Genomic DNA, 16,444 nt, shown 5'->3' on the forward strand with positions numbered 1-16,444 from the left:
GTTGACAGATGCCAGCACTTACAGCGGGTCTGTCCCTCGCCATCCGACGCGCCGAAACGCCCAATGACGGGCGTTTGGGGTTTTGTGGCAGGATGGCACGGGACGGGGCTGAACGCCCGCTGGCGGAGCGTTGCTGGCGCCTGCGAGCCGACCGGCTTTGCTGCGTCACCGGCCCAGTTTAGAATGGACAGCTTTGGCTGCTCTAGCGGACACACCAACCCCCGCCCCGTAGTGCGGGTGTGGTGGAGCGGTCGCCGCGCCATTGACCTTTAGTTCTTCGGCGCGCAAATCACCCCAACAATGCTCATGGCCCAAGGAGGGGTTCGATGTCGTCGTTCGGCGAAGCCACAAGGCTATTACAGCCACGAAGGAAGGTACCGGCTGGCGTTTGACGGTCAACCGCAACGGAACTCCGATCACAATCCAATCCCTGTACACGTCACAGTCTGCTGCGCTGCAGGCTGGTGAAAAATCTATGCCGCGTGGGAGCGAACGGGGCAGCCCCCGCGCTAGGATGATCTGGGGCGTTGGGGTCGGCTTGTGGGCTGATCCGACAGCTATCAATGATCGCTGCTGCTCACATCTGAGCGGCGGGCGCGTTCGTCACTCAATTTCAGGTTAACAGGCTGCGACATGGCGTAACGCCAGCCGCTAGACAGCAGTTTAGAAAGCTGTAGAAAGCGGTAGAGCAACAGCGATCTAGCATCTTGGCTAACTTACTGAAATACATAGATTGTTGCCTTCCGGTCCCGGGCACCACTCCCCCCTACATCGTAGACCCGTGCAGCGTCCCGATGACATCGTGCGCGAGCGGCGGAAGACCTTGAAATGCCTCGAGGGGCGGAACATGGTCGCCATGGGACGCCGCAGCGCCCCGAGGACCTGCCGATGCGACGCACCACAGCATGACCGACTACCAAGCCAAGCCACCGCTGGGGATCGACGACGCCGGCGCCTCCGAGGAAGGCGCCAGCGTCTATGAGCTGATCCGCGACGACATCATCTCCGGCCGGCTCAAGGCCAATGCGCGCCTGGTCGTCGCCGACCTCGCGGCGCGGCACCGTTCGTCATCCAACCCGGTACGCGAGGCGCTGCAGCTGCTGCGCGGCCAGGGGTTTGTCACCTTCGTCCCCAATCGCGGGGCACGGGTGCGGGCCATCGACCAGGATTTCGTGCGCGACATCTATGAGATCGGCGTGGCGCTCGAGCCGCGCTTCACCCGCTGGTTCGTCCAGATGGCGACCCCGGCCGATATTGCCGGGCTCGAGCGGCTGCAGCAGGCGATGGAAGCCAATGACTTCGCCGATCCGGTGCTGCACAGCGATCTCGACACCGAGTTCCACACGCTGATGTATGAGCGCCACTACAACCGGCTCGCCACCGAAATCTGGTGGAAGAACCGCGAGGTGCTGCGCGCCGTCACCCGCAGCTACAATTTCACCCTCGCCCGCCGAGCCCAGCTGATGCGCGAGCACCGCCGACTGATCGAGCTGATCAAGCAGGGCGACGCCGACGGCGCTGCCGCACTGATGGAGCAACATGTGGAAGGCGCCGGCCAACACGTGCTGCAGCAGCTGCGCGCCTCAACGGCGGCCTGGGCGAGCTGAGGGAGGCACTCTCCCTAGCGGAATTTACACCCGGTCGCCGATGGCCCTATGGTCCCACCCCTCACCCGTCTCGGCCTGCGGCCGATCCACCCTCTCCCCGACGGGGAGAGGAATACCGACTGCGCAGTCGGCACCCTGTTCTTCTCCCCGTCGGGGAGAAGGTGGCGCGTGAGCGCCGGATGAGGGGAGTGGGCACGCTGCCGTGCCCCATCCGCTCGTCCTACACCCGCACCCGCCGCCCATCGGCCCGCTCTTCCAGTCGGCTGGCATCCGCCCGGCTGAGCCGGTCGTTGCTGAACTGCAGCAGCTCGTTGGCCGGCTTGAGGTTGCCGGCGCCGGCATCGTCGGCCGAGAGCACCGAGGCCTTGAGCAGTTGCGAGTACGGGTGTTCGGGGTTGTCGAGCACGGCACGCGCCGGGCCCATTTCCACCACCCTGCCCTTCTGCATGATGATCAGCCGATCCGAGATGTAATAGGCGGTGGCGAGGTCGTGGGTGATGTAGATCACCGAGACGCCGAAATCGTCGCGCAGCGCTTTCAGGAGATTGACGATCGCCATGCGCAGCGACGCGTCGACCATCGACACCGGTTCGTCGGCAATCAGCAGCGGCGGATTGGGGATCAGCGCCCGGGCGATGGCGACGCGCTGCAGCTGTCCGCCCGACAACTCGTGCGGGAAACGGCCGGCAATTTCGGCGAGGCTCAGCCCCACTTTCTGCAGCGCCCCATCCATGGCGGCCTCGATCGCCGCCTTGTCGCGCGCCCCGAGATAGCGCCGCGCCGTCGACTGCAGGTAGCGGTCGACCCGCTTCAACGGGTTGAAGGCCTCGAACGGGTTCTGGAACACCGGCTGCACATTGGCCATGAACTTCAGCCGATCGGCTTTGTTCTCATGGTGCACCGGCTCGCCCCGGAACAGGATGCGGCCGCTGCTCGGCCGCTCGAGCCCCAGGATCATCCGCGCCAGGGTGGTCTTGCCCGAACCGCTCTCGCCGATAATGGTGAAGATCTCGGGCTTGTCGGCGGCGATGGCGAAACTGACCTCGTCAACGGCGCGAACCTCCTGGCGACCGAGAATGCCGCCCATCTGGAAGCGCTTGCCGACATCTGCGACTTCAAGCAGCGCGCTCATGCGGTAACTCCCACGCGGCCGTGACCTGGCACCAGCGGCTCGACATCGGCGGCGCGCCAGCAGGCGCTGCGGTGATCGGGGCCGACGGCAAGCAGCGGCGGGGCCTCGGTCTTGCATTTATCGATGGCCAGCGGACAGCGCGGATGAAAGCGGCAGCCGGCCGGCGGCGCCGCAAGGCTGGGCGGCCGCCCCTCCAGCGCCGGGCGCTGCGTGGTATCGCCGATGCGCGGCAGGCTGGCGACGAGATGCGCCGAATAGGGGTGCTTTGGCGCGGTGAACAGCGCGCGGGTTGGCGCTTCTTCGACCAGGCGGCCGGCATAGATGATGCCGATGCGGTCGGCGATATTGGCGTGAACGCTCATATCGTGGGTGACGAAGACGATCGAGGACCCCATCTCGGTCTGGAGGTTCTTGATCAGCGACAGCACATCCTTCTGCACCACCACATCGAGCGCCGTGGTGGGTTCGTCCGCGATGATGAAATCGGGCTTGCCCACCGTCGCGAGGCCGATGGTGACGCGCTGCCGCATGCCGCCCGAGAGCTCATGCGGATAGGCATTGAGCACGCTCGGCGGGAGCTTCAAATGCCCCAGGTGCTCGACCACGCGCTGGCGGAAGGCGCTGCCCGAGAGACCCAGCGGCCGGGCGGCGAAATCCTCGAAGATGCGGCCGATGCGGCGCACCGGGTTCAGCGTGCTCATCGAGCCCTGCATGATGTAGCTCAGGTGCCGCCAGCGGATGGCATCGATCTCGGCCGGCGTCGCCACGGTGACGTCGGTCGGCTTGCCGCCGAAATCGTAGGTGGCGCTGCCGGCTATGACGCGCAGCGGCGGGCGAATGGCGGCGGCCAGCACCTTGATGAAGCTGGTCTTGCCCGATGAGCTCTCGCCGGCAATGCCGTAGACCTCGCGGCGCTTGACGTTCATGGTGATGCCGTCGACGGCGCGGACCTCGCGGTTCACCCCGAAATAGCTCATCTGGTAGTAGGCCTTGAGCGCCTCGACTTCGAGAATGTTGTCGCCCATGGCGTCAGGCTCCCATGCGGCGCAGCCGGCTGCGCGGATCGATATATTCGTTCATGCTGACGGCGAGCAGGAACAGGCCGACAAAGGTGATGACGATCAGGATCACCGGGATCAACACCCACCACCAGACGCCCACCACCATGGCCGAGTGCGAGTTGGCCCAGTAGAGCACCGTGCCGATGGTGGGGTTGTTGATGTTGGTGAAGCCCAGCACCGCCAGGGTCACCTCCATGCCGATCGACCACAGCATGTTGTTCATGAAGGTCGAGAAGACGATCGGCATCACGTAAGGCAGATGTTCCTCGAGCAGCACCTTGCGGGTGCTCATGCCGGCGAACACCGCGTGACGGGTGAACTCGCGGTGCTTTAACCCGAGCGCCACCGAGCGGATCAGCCGCGCATCGAACGGCCAGCCGAAGCAGGCCATGATCAGCGCCATGGTGAAGCTGTCCATGTGGTTGCGCAGCACGAAATAGAACAGCACCAGGATCGGGAAGATCGGCACGGCGACGAAGATGTCGTTGATGAACATCAGCACCCGGTCGACCCAGCCGCCGAGGTAACCCGCCGCGAGCCCGACCGCGATCGAGATGATGCGGCTCAGCACCGCCACGGTGATGCCGAAGATCAAGCTGTTCTTGAACGCCGCCGAGAGCTGCCAGAACAGATCCTGGCCACGCGAATTGGTACCGAACCAATATTGCGCCGAGGGCGGCTGGTCGGGAATGGCGAGGTAGATCTGGGTGGGATCGACCGGCGAGAAGAAGCTGAGGGCAGCAAAGATCGCCACGATGCCGACGAGGATCAACCCGATGGTGAATTCGGCATTGTAGCGGATGAGGTCGCGGAGGACGGCAAACATCTGGGCTTACTCCGCCCGAACGCGGGGATCGAGCAGCGGGTGCAGCAGATCGACGATGAAAATGGCGAGGGCGACCGCGGCGATCGAGATGGTGCAGACCGCCAGCACGGTCGAGTAATCGCCGGCATTGACCGCATCGACGAGGAGCGAGCCCATCCCCGGATAGTTGAACACCTGCTCGGTGATGACCGTGCCGGAGAACACGCCGCCGATCACCATGGCGAGCGCCGTGACCTGCGGCACCAGGGCGTTGCGGATCACGTAGTCGCCGACAATGGTATCGCGCCGCACCCCGGCGAGCTCGGCATAGGTCACATAGTCCTCGGTGACGATGTTGGAGACCAGCGCCCGCATGCCGATGAACCAGCCGCCCAGCCCCACCAGCACCAGCGACAAAGCCGGCAGCAGCGAGTGCTGCAGCACCGAGAGGATAAAGGGCAGCGTCCAGCCCGGTCGCACGTCCATGGCGAAGCCGCCCGAGATCGGCAGGACCGGCCAGAGGTAGCCGAAGACGATCAGGATGATGAAGGCGACGATGTAATAGGGGATCGGCTGCAGCCCCATGGTGACGATGCCGAAGGCCTTGAGCAGGCGGCTGTTCTGGAAGTAGCCGGCAAGCCCGCCGGCGAGATTGCCGACGACGAAGGTGATGGCGGTCGAAGTGAGCAGCAGCCCCAGCGTCCAGGGCATCGCCCGCAGCACCAGTTCCATGGCCGGCGTCGGGAAGGCCATCAGTGACGCGCCGAGGTCGCCGCGCAGCAGGCGGCTCCAGAAGTTGACATACTGGGTGAGCACCGGCTGGTCGGTACCGAACATCTCGGTCAGCGCCAGGCGGGTGGCGGCAATTGCCTCAGGCGACAGGTTCGAGCGGGCGGACAACCGACCGAGCACCTGTTCGACGGGATCGATCGGCGACAGGTAGGTCACCACGAACATGGCCGACACGCCGAAGAATATCACCGCCAATAGCTGGATGAACCGTTTGGCGGCGAACCATAGATAGCCTTGCATATGCACTCCTCCGGAGCGGCCTCTTGGCCGGCTCCACCGGGGCGGCTTCTCAGCCGTCCCACAACGCGGCGGCCTCTTGGCCGTCCGCACGCTGCCAGCGGTCATCCCTGCTGCCGCGCTCTGCCGGCGCCTCGCGGGTCGCAAGGGGCCAGCAGAAGGCGGAAGGGAGCGCGGGAAAAAATTCCCCCGCGCCCCCCTTTCACCGTGGGAGATCGATCAGCCGGCGACCGGCGAAATCTGGGTGAAGATGTAGCGCCCGTTCGACCAGTTGGTGACCGGGTTGGCATACGGGTTCTCGGCATTGGGCCAGCCGGTCCAGAAGCGGTTCGACTGGATGGAGAACACGTTGTAGGCCATGATCGGAATGTTCGGCATCTCTTCGAGGTGCAGCTTGACGAACTCGTGGCCGTACTCGATGCCCTTGGGATCGTTGAAGTCGATCTTGCGGATATTCTCGATGATGGTGTCGAGGCGCGGATCGGTCCAGCGCATCCAGTTACGGTCGGGCTGGGACTCGCCCGGCTTGGCGACGTAGGCCGAGTGGTAGCTGTCGAGGAAGAAGCTGAGATCGGGGTGACCGCCCCAGGTTTCCACCGCCCAGGCGATATTGGTCTCGTAGTTGCCGACACGCTGCCGGCCCCACGGATCGCTGTCCACCTGTGCAGTTGCCTGCACGCCCGCCTGCGACCACATCTGCGCGATCATCACACCGAGCCGGTTGATCACGCCTTCCTGCGGCACCATCAGCTCGAAGGCGAACGGTTCGCCATTGGGCATCATCCACTGGTTGCCGTTCTTGGTGAAACCGGCGGCCGTCAGCAGCTCTTCGGCCGCCGCCACATCCTGCTTCCACCAGCCGTAACCAAAGGCGTTGCGCACGGCCGCTTCATCGGTCGGCACGGCGTCGCCGAACTGCGGACGCACCATGTCGGCGATCTGCAGGCCGATATTGGGGTCGTACGGCTTGATCTTGCGGGTGCCGGTGTCGACCTCGTAGTTGATCAGGAAATCCTGCAGCGGCGCATGATAGTCGCGCGGATGGGTGCCGGTCGGCGGCACCGAAATGGCCGAGAGGGTCGCCGCACCGCGATACGACGCCATCGACATGGCGCGCGCATCGAGCATCAGCGCCAGGGCCCAGCGCACGCGCTTGTCCTGGAACTTCTCGTTCTGGTGGTTGAAGATGATCATCGGCAGGGTCGGATCGGGATGGGCATAGGGGAAGCCCGGGAACCAGCCCTGGATCTGCGGATCGTCCTTGACCACCGCGAAGGTGCCTTCCGGGGTCAGGTCATGCACCATGTCGAGGTTGCCGTTGCGGATCTCGATCAGGCGGTTATCGGTGGTGATGTTGTTGCGGTAGATGACGAATTTCGGCTTGGGCTCGGCGATCATGCCGAGCGCGGTGCGTTGCCAGTCCTCACGCTTCTGCCAGATGTACCAGGTGCCGTTCGGATCGAACGAGTGCAGGGTATAGGGCCCGATGCTGACCGGCGGGTTGGCGTCATAGGTGAGGATGTCCTCGACCTTTTCGTAGACGTGCTTGGGCATGATCCAGGCCGCCGTCCAGCGCACCGAGAACAGCGCGTGGAAGCGCGAGTTCGGCGCGTTGAGCTTGAAATGGACGCTGTATTTGTCGGGCGCCGTGACTTCGGCGACCTGCGCACTGAAGGCGCCGTTATAGGGCGTGCCCGGCGTCGCCTTCTGTTTTTCGACCGTGAACACCACGTCGTCGGCGGTGAACTCGACACCGTCGCTCCAGAAGATGCCCTGTTTGAGCTTGACGCTCATTTCGGTGAAGTCGGCATTGTATTGCCAGAGATCGTCGGCCAGTGAGTTGTAGACCGCGTTCTCGCTGGCCCCTTCGATGCCCGCATCGGGATCGATGAACCAAAGGGTGTCGGTGGTCAGGTTGTGCAGCCCGTTGCTGGTGCCGTTGCCGGCACCGACGGCCCACAGGTTGAACCAGCTCGGATTGCGGATGATCCCTTCGGGATTGTGAACGATGACCGTCTCGTTGCGCGGGAACTGAGCCAGATCCGGAGCAGTGCCCCCGGCATCCTGCGCAAATGCCAAGCCATTGGCGGCAACGGTTAGGGCGCCGACAGCGGTGCCCAGCAAAAAGCTGCGTCTATCCATTTTTGTTTTTCCTCCCCACGGCGGCAGCGCCTCTCGCGCTCCCATCCCGAAAGCGCTCCACCGCTTTCGGGCGCCATCCTATCCGCGAAGCCTCCCTTGTCAACTTGTGTTTCGATGTACATCGGATATTCTAATATGAACTGCAGCCGCAATGAGGTACGTACGTCGCGTCATCCAGAGGCGTCAGTTTCGACCGCGAAAGCCAGTCAAATTGTGCAATATGTATGTTATTGATCAATATGTTAATGGCATAGACCGAATTCGGCCAGCATCCCTGTCAGCGCACCAATGCGCCGATCAGCCGTGACCACCAGTCGCAGGTGTCATCCTAAGATGAAAATTGATCTATACCAGATATTACGGTTGTTAGCAGTTTGCGTACCAACCTGCCCGGTTCACTCCACGGTGCTCAGGCGCATGACGATTTCCTGGTCATGATGCCCGAAGCCGCGGCCGAATATGTTCACCCCGCCCGGATGGCTGGCGTTGGCGGCGACGCCGATACGCAGTCGAATCGGTTGTGCCGGCTCGAGCTGCAGGTCGGCCAGCGACACCGAAGAGATCCTGACGCCATCGAGGAAGGTGCCGGCGCGGGTGACGCGCCAGTTGGTGAGCTCGCCATGATCCGAGCCATAGCGGCCCCAGCTGTCGCGCGGCTCGACCTGGCGGAAACCGCTGGATTTCAGGGTCCAGCTGCCGATTTCGACCTCATTGACACTGACCGAAATCTCGCTTGGCCAGTCCGGCGAGGTCCCCGGCGCGTCGGAGCCGAGCTCCATCGAGAATTCCAGCGCCGCGAGCGGCGCTCCGTTTCGATAGGGAAAGCGGTACTCGACGAAACCGCCGGTGAACCAGAGCAGCCCAGCCTTGACCCGTGCCGGATCGAGAAACGTATCGGGGATGTCGAGCAGGCCAATCACGCCGTCGACAGAACGGAGGCCACACGGCGCGCTAACGCTGAAGCTCGTATAGAGCCCCAACGGCACCGACGCCTGAAACAGCCCACCCGTTTCCACCCGGTAAACCTCGTTCGCGACCAGCCTGACGGCGACACTATCACCAAAAGCATGGGCCAGACCACGGATTGCGTACAATCTGATCGAAGATCTACGCGATTTTTCGCGATCCCGAACAAGTATGCGATCCATATCAACTATTGAGGTATAGAGCGGCGGCGCTGCTTGAGCCCCTTCTCGCCACGGAACTCCTTTTGATGACACCGGCAAAACCAACCTGGACCGCAGACAATGGTGATGGGACGTTCACCAACCCGCTGTTCTACGAAGAGTTTTCGGACCCCGATATCATCCGGGTCGGCGACGCCTACTACATGACGGGCACCACCATGCATTGCATGCCCGGGCTGCCGGTGCTGCGCTCCACCGATCTCGTGAACTGGACGCTCATCTGCTACGCCTTCGACCGGCTCGATCTCGGCCCGGCCTTCCGGCTCGAGGGCAGCGAGATTTACGGCCAGGGCATCTGGGCGCCGTGCATCCGCTATCGCGACGGCACCTTCTACATCTTCTCCAATGTCAACGGGCAGAAGACCCAGATCTTCACCGCCACCGATCCGGCAGGCCCGTGGACACGCAGCGAGGCCGAGTACAATTGCCACGACCTGACGGTGTTCTTCGACGATGACGGGCGCGCCTATGTGGTTTGGGGTTATCGCAACCTCAGGATCGCCGAACTCGACCAGAGCCTCCGCCGGGTGATCCCCGGCACCGAACGCGACCTCACCCCACCCGACAGCCTGATGGGCGAAGGCGCGCATTTCTACAAGGTCGACGGCAAATACCTGATCACCAGCGCCTGGTTCGCCGGGCCGATGCGCATGCCCTGCGCCCGCGCCGACAGCCTCGATGGCCCCTGGGAAATCAACCCGGCGATCTCGATCGACGAGGATTTCGGGCTCGTCGAAGGCTACAAGATCAAGGGCGCCGGCATCCCCTTCACCCTCGATCCGCCGTTCGAGCTGGTGCCGCCCAACCCCGCGGCCAATGGCCGGCTCAACCTGCACCAGGGCGGCATCGTCGACACCCCTGATGGCGAGTGGTGGGGCTGGTCGATGATGGATTACAACTCGCTCGGCCGGCTCACCTGCCTGTCGCCGATCACCTGGCAGGATGGCTGGCCGTATTTCGGGCTTCCCGGCAATCTCGGCCGCACCCCGCGCACCTGGGTCAAACCCTCCAGCCGCGGTGAGGGCCCCTCGCCCATCGCCCGGCCCTGGCCCGAACGCGGCGACGACTTCGATGGGCCGGCGCTCAATCCGCTCTGGCAGTGGAACCACGTGCCGGTCGATGCCAAGTGGTCGCTCGACGAACGGCCCGGCCACTTGAGGCTCCACACCCTGCCGGCCAGCGATTTCTGGTGGGCGAAGAACACCCTGACGCAGCGTGCCGTCGGGCCGCGCTCGACGGTTACCACGCTGCTCGATGGAGCGGGGCTCGCCCCGGGCGACGTGGCCGGCCTCGGGTTATTCGGCATGCCCTGGCGCTGGGTCGGCCTCGCCCGCACCGATAGCGGTTACGAGATCCGCGCCTTCGACTACCAGACCGGCCGGACCATCACGGCGCCGGCAGCGACTTCGCGCGTCTGGCTGCGCGCCGAGTGCGACTTCCTGACCGAGCTGGCGCAGCTCAGCTTCTCGACCGACGGCGAAAGCTTCACGGCCATCGGCGAGCCGATGATCATGGTGTTCCAGCTCGAGACCTTCCAGGGCATTCGCTATGCGCTGTTCGCCTATAACGAAGCCGGACGAGACGGCGGTCATGCCGATTTCGACAGCGTGAGCGTCGATGAGCCGCATCCGCGCGGCCTGATGCAGGCGATCCCGGCCGGCGAAACCGGCACGCTGGTCCTCACCAACGCCCCCGAACTCGGACTCGCCACCGCGCTTAGCACAGTCATCGGCCGTCAGCCCGAGCCGTTCATGGTCGAGCCGGTTGGCCTCGGCCGCGTCGCCTTGCGCCATGCCGGCGGCCTCGTGTCAGTGACGGCGGGGGGCGTGGTCACCGTCGGCGGCATCACCGGCGCCGCCACCCACTGGCAATGGATGGAAACCCCGACCGGCGAAGTGACCCTGATGTCCCTCACCACCCACCGCTTCCTCCGCATCGCCCCGGATGGCACGGTCAGGGCGGACAGCCCCGGCCCGACACCAGACGGCAAGGACGGCACGCGGTTTCGGTTTGCTGGAGTGGAATAACTCTTTGGGCCGGCAATCGGCGTCATCAACCAGAAATGCTGTACCCCACCCCCGCCTGCCCATCCCAGGCGAGACGCTGCCGGCCGGCCGTGGCGCCGCCAGCTGGGCGTGCCGGCATTGGACCGGATGGGCCTGTTACCCTCACCGGACCTTCCGGCAGGTCGACAAAGATCTCGCCATCGCGTCCAGCGAGAATGCCTGCCGAAACGAGCCTTCCCTCCTGCCAGGTGACGCTCGCCTGGTGCCCGCCGCGGCAGCGGATGTCGCGGATGCTGCCTGCCGTCCAGCTTGGCGGCAGTGTCTTCAACAGGCTGATGGCGCCTTCGTGGCTTTGCAGCACCAGTTCGGTCAGCCCGGCGACGGCGCCGAAATTGCCGTCGATCTGGAACACGTTGCCTTCGGGCCAGCCGTCATGCGGGTGGAGGACAAGCAGGGCGCGTGAGGTCAGATGGTCGAGCAGCCCGCCGATCGCGCGCTCGGCGAGAGCGCCGTCGCGCAGGCGCGCCGCGAGGCAGAGCACCCAGGCCTGGCTCCAGCCGGTATAGCCGGTGCCGTTGTCGAGCCGGAGCGCCAGAGCCCGTCGCACGGCTTCGAACGTCTCGGGCGTGCCGGCCTCGGTGATGCGGATGCCGGGATAGAGGCCATAGAGGTGGGAGAGGTGGCGATGCCCGAGCTCGTCCGGGGTCTTGTCGTCGTCCCATTCGAGCAGGTTGCCGGCCGCGCCGATCAGCGGCAGCCGCAGCCGGCCGAGCGCCGCGCGGGCCCGCACCGCGAGCGGATCGGCGGGGTCGGTGAGCCCGACAAAGCTTTCGAGCGTCTCGCCGATCAGTTCCTGGTCCATCGCCGTGCCCGCGGTAATGGCGACCTTGGCGTCCCCGACCACAAAGCTGTGCTCGGGCGAGGTCGAGGGGCTGGCGACCAGCTCGCCCTGCGTGTCCTCGACCAGCATGTCGAGGGCGAACTCGGTCGCGGCGCGGAACACCGGCAGGGCGGTCTCCGCCGCAAACCCATCGGCGGCGCTGCCGTGGTCGAGGTGATGCTGCAGGTGGGCGGCCATCCAGTAGAGGCCGGCCGGCCAGTTGGACCATTGCGGGATGCCGGGCACCGGCGCGGTGAAGCGCCAGAGGTCGGTATTGTGGTGGGCCGTGGCGCCGGCCGCGCCGTAGTAGTGCCGCGCCGTTGCGGCGCCGGCTTCGGCAATCTCACGAGTGAGCTTGAACATCGGGGTATGGAGGTCAGCGAGACCGGTGGCCTCGGCCGGCCAATAGTTCATCTGGGTGTTGATATTGATGGTGTAGTTGCTCGACCAGGCGGGGCGCACATCGACGTTCCAGATGCCCTGCAGGTTGCTGGCTTCGGTGCCTTCGCGCGAACTCGCGATCATCAGGTAGCGGCCGAAATGGAACAGCAGCTCGGCGCGCTCGGCTGCCGGGCCGGAGGCGCTGAGGTTGAGGTCGACGCGCTCGAAGAAGCCGTTGTAGTCGTTGCGGTGGCGCTGCCGGAGATCGTTCGTACCGATCTCGAGGGCCGCCGCGACCCGGCCCTGCGCCTCGCGCACCAGGGCGTCGAAATCGGCGCTGGGGCGCTGATCGTGGCCGCGATAGCCTGAGGCGGCGGAGGCGACCAGGCGGAGGCCGCCAGTTTCGCTGTCGCGCTCGACGGCGGCGACGACGGCATAGCCCATGCCGGTGGCGACGGTGCCATCAGGCTCAGGCGCCGTCGCGTCGTAGCGGATCGGCTCCTCACTCGGCACGTAATTGGGAACGACATGCGCAGCCACCCGGGCAGTGGCCACCAGCCACCTGACGCCATGCTCCTCGGACAGCGAGATGTGCGTGTCGGGGTGTGGCGAAACGAACGCCATGCCCACCCTGTCGAGCGTCAGCACCCCCGGCCCGGTGGCGGCCGCCACCAGCACGCCATCAGGATTGGAGACGAAGCTATCGAGCCGAACCGTGCCGTGGCTGGTGAGGGCCACGGCCTCGGCCAGATCGAGGCGGCGGGTGTAGCCGGCGCTATCGGCATCGGCATAGGTGAGTTCGATGGCGCCGAGCGGCTGATAGGACTGGGTCCAGGTCTTGCCCTGCAGCGCCCGGCCGAGTTCGTCGGCCCGAAGATAGTCGCGGCGGCGGATCGCCTCGCGCAGTTCGGGTATCAGGTGGGACGGACCCTCGTCGGCTGCAGGCTGCAGCGGCCCGCCGGACCAGACCGTATCGAGGTTGAGGGCGAACCGTTCGGTGCCGATGCCGCCGCCGAGCGTCGCCCCGAGCCAGCCATTACCGATGAGGAAGCTGTCGATGAACCCGGCCGCGGGGGTATCGAGGTCAAGGCAGTAACGGGGCATGGTCGGATCCTGGAATGGCGAGGCTTCAGCGGGAGCCGAGAGCCTGTGGCGTGATCAGGCGGCGGGTCGAGCCGCGGAGGATAATGTCGCAGTTGAGCGTGATGGTATGCGGCGCGTGGCTGAGGCCGCGATCCGACAGGCGCGAGGCCATGATGGAGGTGATGGTTTCAGCGATCTTGGCCACCGGCTGGGCCACCGCGGTGATGCCGGTGTCATGCAGCTGGAACAGCGGCACGTCGTCGAAGCTGACCAGCGAGATGTCGTCCGGGACCTTCAGCCCGTGCTCACGCAACAGCCGCAGCGCGCCGACCGCCATGTTGTAGTTGCAGCAATAGAGGGCGGTGGGAGGCTCGGGGAGCGAGAGCAGGCGCAGCATGCCGGAATAGGCTTCGGTCTCGTACCAATGCGAGTCGAGCACATAGTCGGGGTTGATCTCGATGCCGCGACCGAGCAGTGCCTGGCGATAACCCTCAAAGCGCTCGCCACCGGTCCAGTCGCCGATATTGCCGGTGAGGACCGCGATGCGGGAATGGCCGATATCGAGCAGGTGGGTGACAGCGCGAAAACTTGCGGCGCGGTTTTCGACCAGCACCCGATCCACCGGCAGGCCCGGCCAGCCATTGTCGTAAAAGATCACCGGCGTGCCATTGCCGATGAGCTCGAGGATACGCTCATCGACATCGTTGCGGCCGTCCATGATCAGGCAATCGACCCGATGGGTAACGAAGAAATCGAGCGCATCGGCAATCGATGCCGGGTTGGCATCGTGGCAATAGGTGAGCAGTGCCCGGCCGACCCGGCGCATCGCCCGGCTCAAATGCTCGAGCACCGGGGCGTGGAACTCCGACAGCGAGGGCACCATGAAGCCGACCGTATTGGTGAGGTCGGCCTTCATGGCGGCGGCGATGGCGTTGCGGCGATAGCCGAGTTGGCCAATCGCCTGTTCGATCTGCTCGCGATTGCCGCGGCGCACCGGGTGGCCGTTGAGGTAGCGCGACACCGTGCCGATAGCGACACCGGCGCGGTCGGCGACCTCGACGATGGTCGCATGGCGCCGCCGGCCGCTCTCGGTATCGTCGCTGTCGCTCAAACCGTTCCCTCAAAGACCAGCGCGGCGTGGATGCGTAGGCTCGGGAGCCGCACTTCCACGCGATCGCCACCATTGGTGAACGGCACGTCTTCCCCCGTCAGAGCGTCATAGACACGGGCTGGCGTGCGCGGCAAGCGCACCGAGGCCGTCACCGGCCCCAGCGTCGGGATATCCTCGATCATTTCCATGACGCGGGTAGTGCCCTCGCCGGCCGGTACCGCCTTGCCTCGGATCTGCGGCGCGCCATAGAGCAGGTGGAGGACGTGGCGCTGCTGCGCCGACTGCTGCGTCAGCGTCGCCCGGCCGGACGACGGCAGGTCGGTGACGATGGCGCGGCTGGGGAGCAGCCGGTCGATCAGCCCGCGCACCAGGTACTTGTAAAGCGGCTGACCCATGGCGTGGTACATCTCAAAGATCGGGTAGGCTATGTAGCCGATACCGCCCTTTACGGTCACCGCTGCCCCCAGCGCGGCCGCCGCCGGATCATCGGGAGCGTGCTGGTGCGAGCTGAAATGCTTGTAGCTGCGGTTGAAATAAGAAGGGCCGATTTCAGCCAGCACCTCGGCGCCCTCGGCAGTGATCGCCTGCCCTGCTCCGTACATGACGAAGGGCGAGGCGGTGAGCCCGGCATCGAGCCCGGAGGCGGCGCGGACATAAGACGGCTCGAACGCCACCTGGCCGGCGCTGCGGATGCCGGCGTCGACGGCAAAGCTGCCATCGGGGTTGATCGCCGACCTGCCGCTGAGGATCAGCTTGCCGCCCCTGTCGGTATAGGCCTTGAGCGCGGCCGCGAGCCTGGCATCAACCGGGATCTCGTCGGGGAGGATGATCAGCTTGTAATTCTCGAACGGCGTCGCCGGATCGATCACGTCGAAGGGGAGTTTCAGTTCCTGCAGCATCTGCGCGGCGCCATCGTCGCTCAGGTTGTTGCGGGCGCCGACCGGGTGGAAATACTCGGCGGTGAGGATTGCCACATCCGAAACCTGGCGGGCGCCCTCGAGATAAGGCTCGAGCTTTTCGATCCGCGCATAGGCCGGGCCGATCGAGGCATAGGTGTCCGGGTTGATCGAGCCATCGGGGTGCAACTGATCGCCGACGAGGCACTTCACACCCAGCGCCACCATCTGCGCCGCCTCGAACTCCAGCGCATCGGGATGCTTGAAGCCGCCGAACTCGCCCCAGCTGGTGTGGAACTTGCCGGTATGGGCTACCATGTCGAGCCCGAGCGTTGCCGCGTAACGGGCGCTCGAGGGGAAATGGTCATAACCCCAGCCGCCGGTCGGCAGGCTTTCGAGCTCGAGATGGGTGTAGGTGGAAAAACGCTGCGGCCCCTGCTTGTGGATATGGCCGCAATTGTAGAAGACGCGCAGCCCGGGGAACTCGGCGTTGAGCGCCGCGCTGGTCTCGGCGCGGAACCGCTCGTTGACGGCCTCATCGTTCTTCAATCGGTCCGCCGGGTTCTCGGGGTCGAGCCCGTGCTCGGCCATGCGGGCGAGGCATTCGGCACAGACGCAGTCGGGGGTGAGCACGATGTCGAAGAACAGGCCCGGCGTCTCGTATTTGCGGGCCACTTCGCGCGCCTGCTCGAGCAGTTCGGCGCGATAGGCCGGGTGGTTGAGGCAGAGCGTGTGCCAGCCGGCGGTCAGCTGGTCGGGGTCGAAGCGGTTCTTTGTGGCGCTGCGGGCCCGCCATTCGGGGTGGATGCGGGCGTTGCGCTCGTCCCACTGCACCGAGATGTAGATCGGCGCTTCGATATCGGCGGCGGTCAGCGCCTTGACCATTTCGCCCATCAGGTCGGGGCGCATCAGGTTCGGGTGCGGTGCGCCGACCTTGGTGGGGTAGTACGACCAGCCATGGTGGCACTTGGCAAAGATGGTGATCGAGTTGACGTGCGCTGCCTTGAGCGTCGCCACGAAATCCTCGGGGTCGAAGGCCGAGCCGATCCCCGGAATGTGCTCCGAAGTGTGGAAATCGAGGTGGATCTGGCGGTAGCGGAGCGGCTTGTTCGTGGCGGGCATGA

11 protein-coding genes are annotated in these 16,444 nt (G+C 65.2%); 2 read left to right on the forward strand and 9 right to left on the reverse strand.

Annotated elements, in window-relative coordinates; all coding sequences use genetic code 11:
- Nucleotides 1–905: 905 nt before the first annotated feature.
- The gene (locus tag VW23_RS16885) at nt 906–1,607 is read left to right on the forward strand and encodes a GntR family transcriptional regulator (RefSeq protein ID WP_069910716.1); all 702 of its coding nucleotides are present in this window, start codon (nt 906–908) and stop codon (nt 1,605–1,607) included.
- A 220-nt stretch (nt 1,608–1,827) separates the two neighbouring features.
- Here the strand turns inward: VW23_RS16885 and VW23_RS16890 are convergent, their stop codons facing one another.
- The 6 genes from VW23_RS16890 to VW23_RS16915 form a co-directional block, all read right to left on the reverse strand.
- Nucleotides 1,828–2,739, reverse strand: a complete 912-nt coding sequence (locus tag VW23_RS16890) for an ABC transporter ATP-binding protein (RefSeq protein ID WP_069910717.1) — start codon at nt 2,737–2,739, stop codon at nt 1,828–1,830.
- A complete protein-coding gene (locus VW23_RS16895; RefSeq protein ID WP_069910718.1) occupies nt 2,736–3,764 on the reverse strand; it encodes an ABC transporter ATP-binding protein in 1,029 nt (342 codons plus the stop codon). The genes VW23_RS16890 and VW23_RS16895 overlap by 4 nt, the downstream gene beginning before the upstream one ends.
- Nucleotides 3,765–3,768: 4 nt before the next feature.
- Nucleotides 3,769–4,626: an ABC transporter permease gene (locus VW23_RS16900; RefSeq protein WP_069910719.1), complete on the reverse strand. Its 858-nt coding sequence runs from the start codon at nt 4,624–4,626 to the stop codon at nt 3,769–3,771.
- A gap of 6 nt (nt 4,627–4,632) precedes the next feature.
- Complete coding sequence (locus tag VW23_RS16905; protein ID WP_069910720.1) at nt 4,633–5,637, reverse strand: ABC transporter permease; 1,005 nt, start codon at nt 5,635–5,637, stop codon at nt 4,633–4,635.
- Nucleotides 5,638–5,853: 216 nt separating this feature from the next.
- Nucleotides 5,854–7,776 carry an ABC transporter substrate-binding protein gene (locus VW23_RS16910; RefSeq protein ID WP_069910721.1) on the reverse strand — a complete coding sequence of 641 codons (1,923 nt, stop codon included), beginning with the start codon at nt 7,774–7,776 and terminating at the stop codon, nt 5,854–5,856.
- A gap of 395 nt (nt 7,777–8,171) precedes the next feature.
- Nucleotides 8,172–8,924, reverse strand: coding sequence for a transcriptional regulator (locus VW23_RS16915; protein WP_141728369.1), 753 nt, complete (start codon nt 8,922–8,924; stop codon nt 8,172–8,174).
- A gap of 65 nt (nt 8,925–8,989) precedes the next feature.
- On the opposite strand from VW23_RS16915, the gene VW23_RS16920 reads away from it, so the two are divergent.
- Entirely contained in the window at nt 8,990–10,990 is a 2,001-nt protein-coding gene (locus VW23_RS16920; protein WP_084646254.1) for a family 43 glycosylhydrolase, read from the forward strand.
- Nucleotides 10,991–11,015: 25 nt separating this feature from the next.
- On the opposite strand, the gene VW23_RS16925 is transcribed toward VW23_RS16920, so the two are convergent.
- From VW23_RS16925 to VW23_RS16935, 3 genes are read right to left on the reverse strand one after another with little or no spacing between them, the layout of a single operon-like run.
- Nucleotides 11,016–13,334, reverse strand: coding sequence for a glycosyl hydrolase family 95 catalytic domain-containing protein (locus VW23_RS16925; RefSeq protein WP_069910724.1), 2,319 nt, complete (start codon nt 13,332–13,334; stop codon nt 11,016–11,018).
- A gap of 25 nt (nt 13,335–13,359) precedes the next feature.
- Nucleotides 13,360–14,424 carry a LacI family DNA-binding transcriptional regulator gene (locus VW23_RS16930; RefSeq protein WP_069910725.1) on the reverse strand — a complete coding sequence of 355 codons (1,065 nt, stop codon included), beginning with the start codon at nt 14,422–14,424 and terminating at the stop codon, nt 13,360–13,362.
- Nucleotides 14,421–16,442, reverse strand: coding sequence for an alpha-amylase family protein (locus VW23_RS16935; RefSeq protein WP_069910726.1), 2,022 nt, complete (start codon nt 16,440–16,442; stop codon nt 14,421–14,423). The genes VW23_RS16930 and VW23_RS16935 overlap by 4 nt, the downstream gene beginning before the upstream one ends.
- Between the last annotated feature and the right edge of the window lie 2 nt (nt 16,443–16,444).

Source organism: Devosia insulae DS-56, from assembly GCF_000970465.2.
GTDB lineage: Bacteria > Pseudomonadota > Alphaproteobacteria > Rhizobiales > Devosiaceae > Devosia_A > Devosia_A insulae.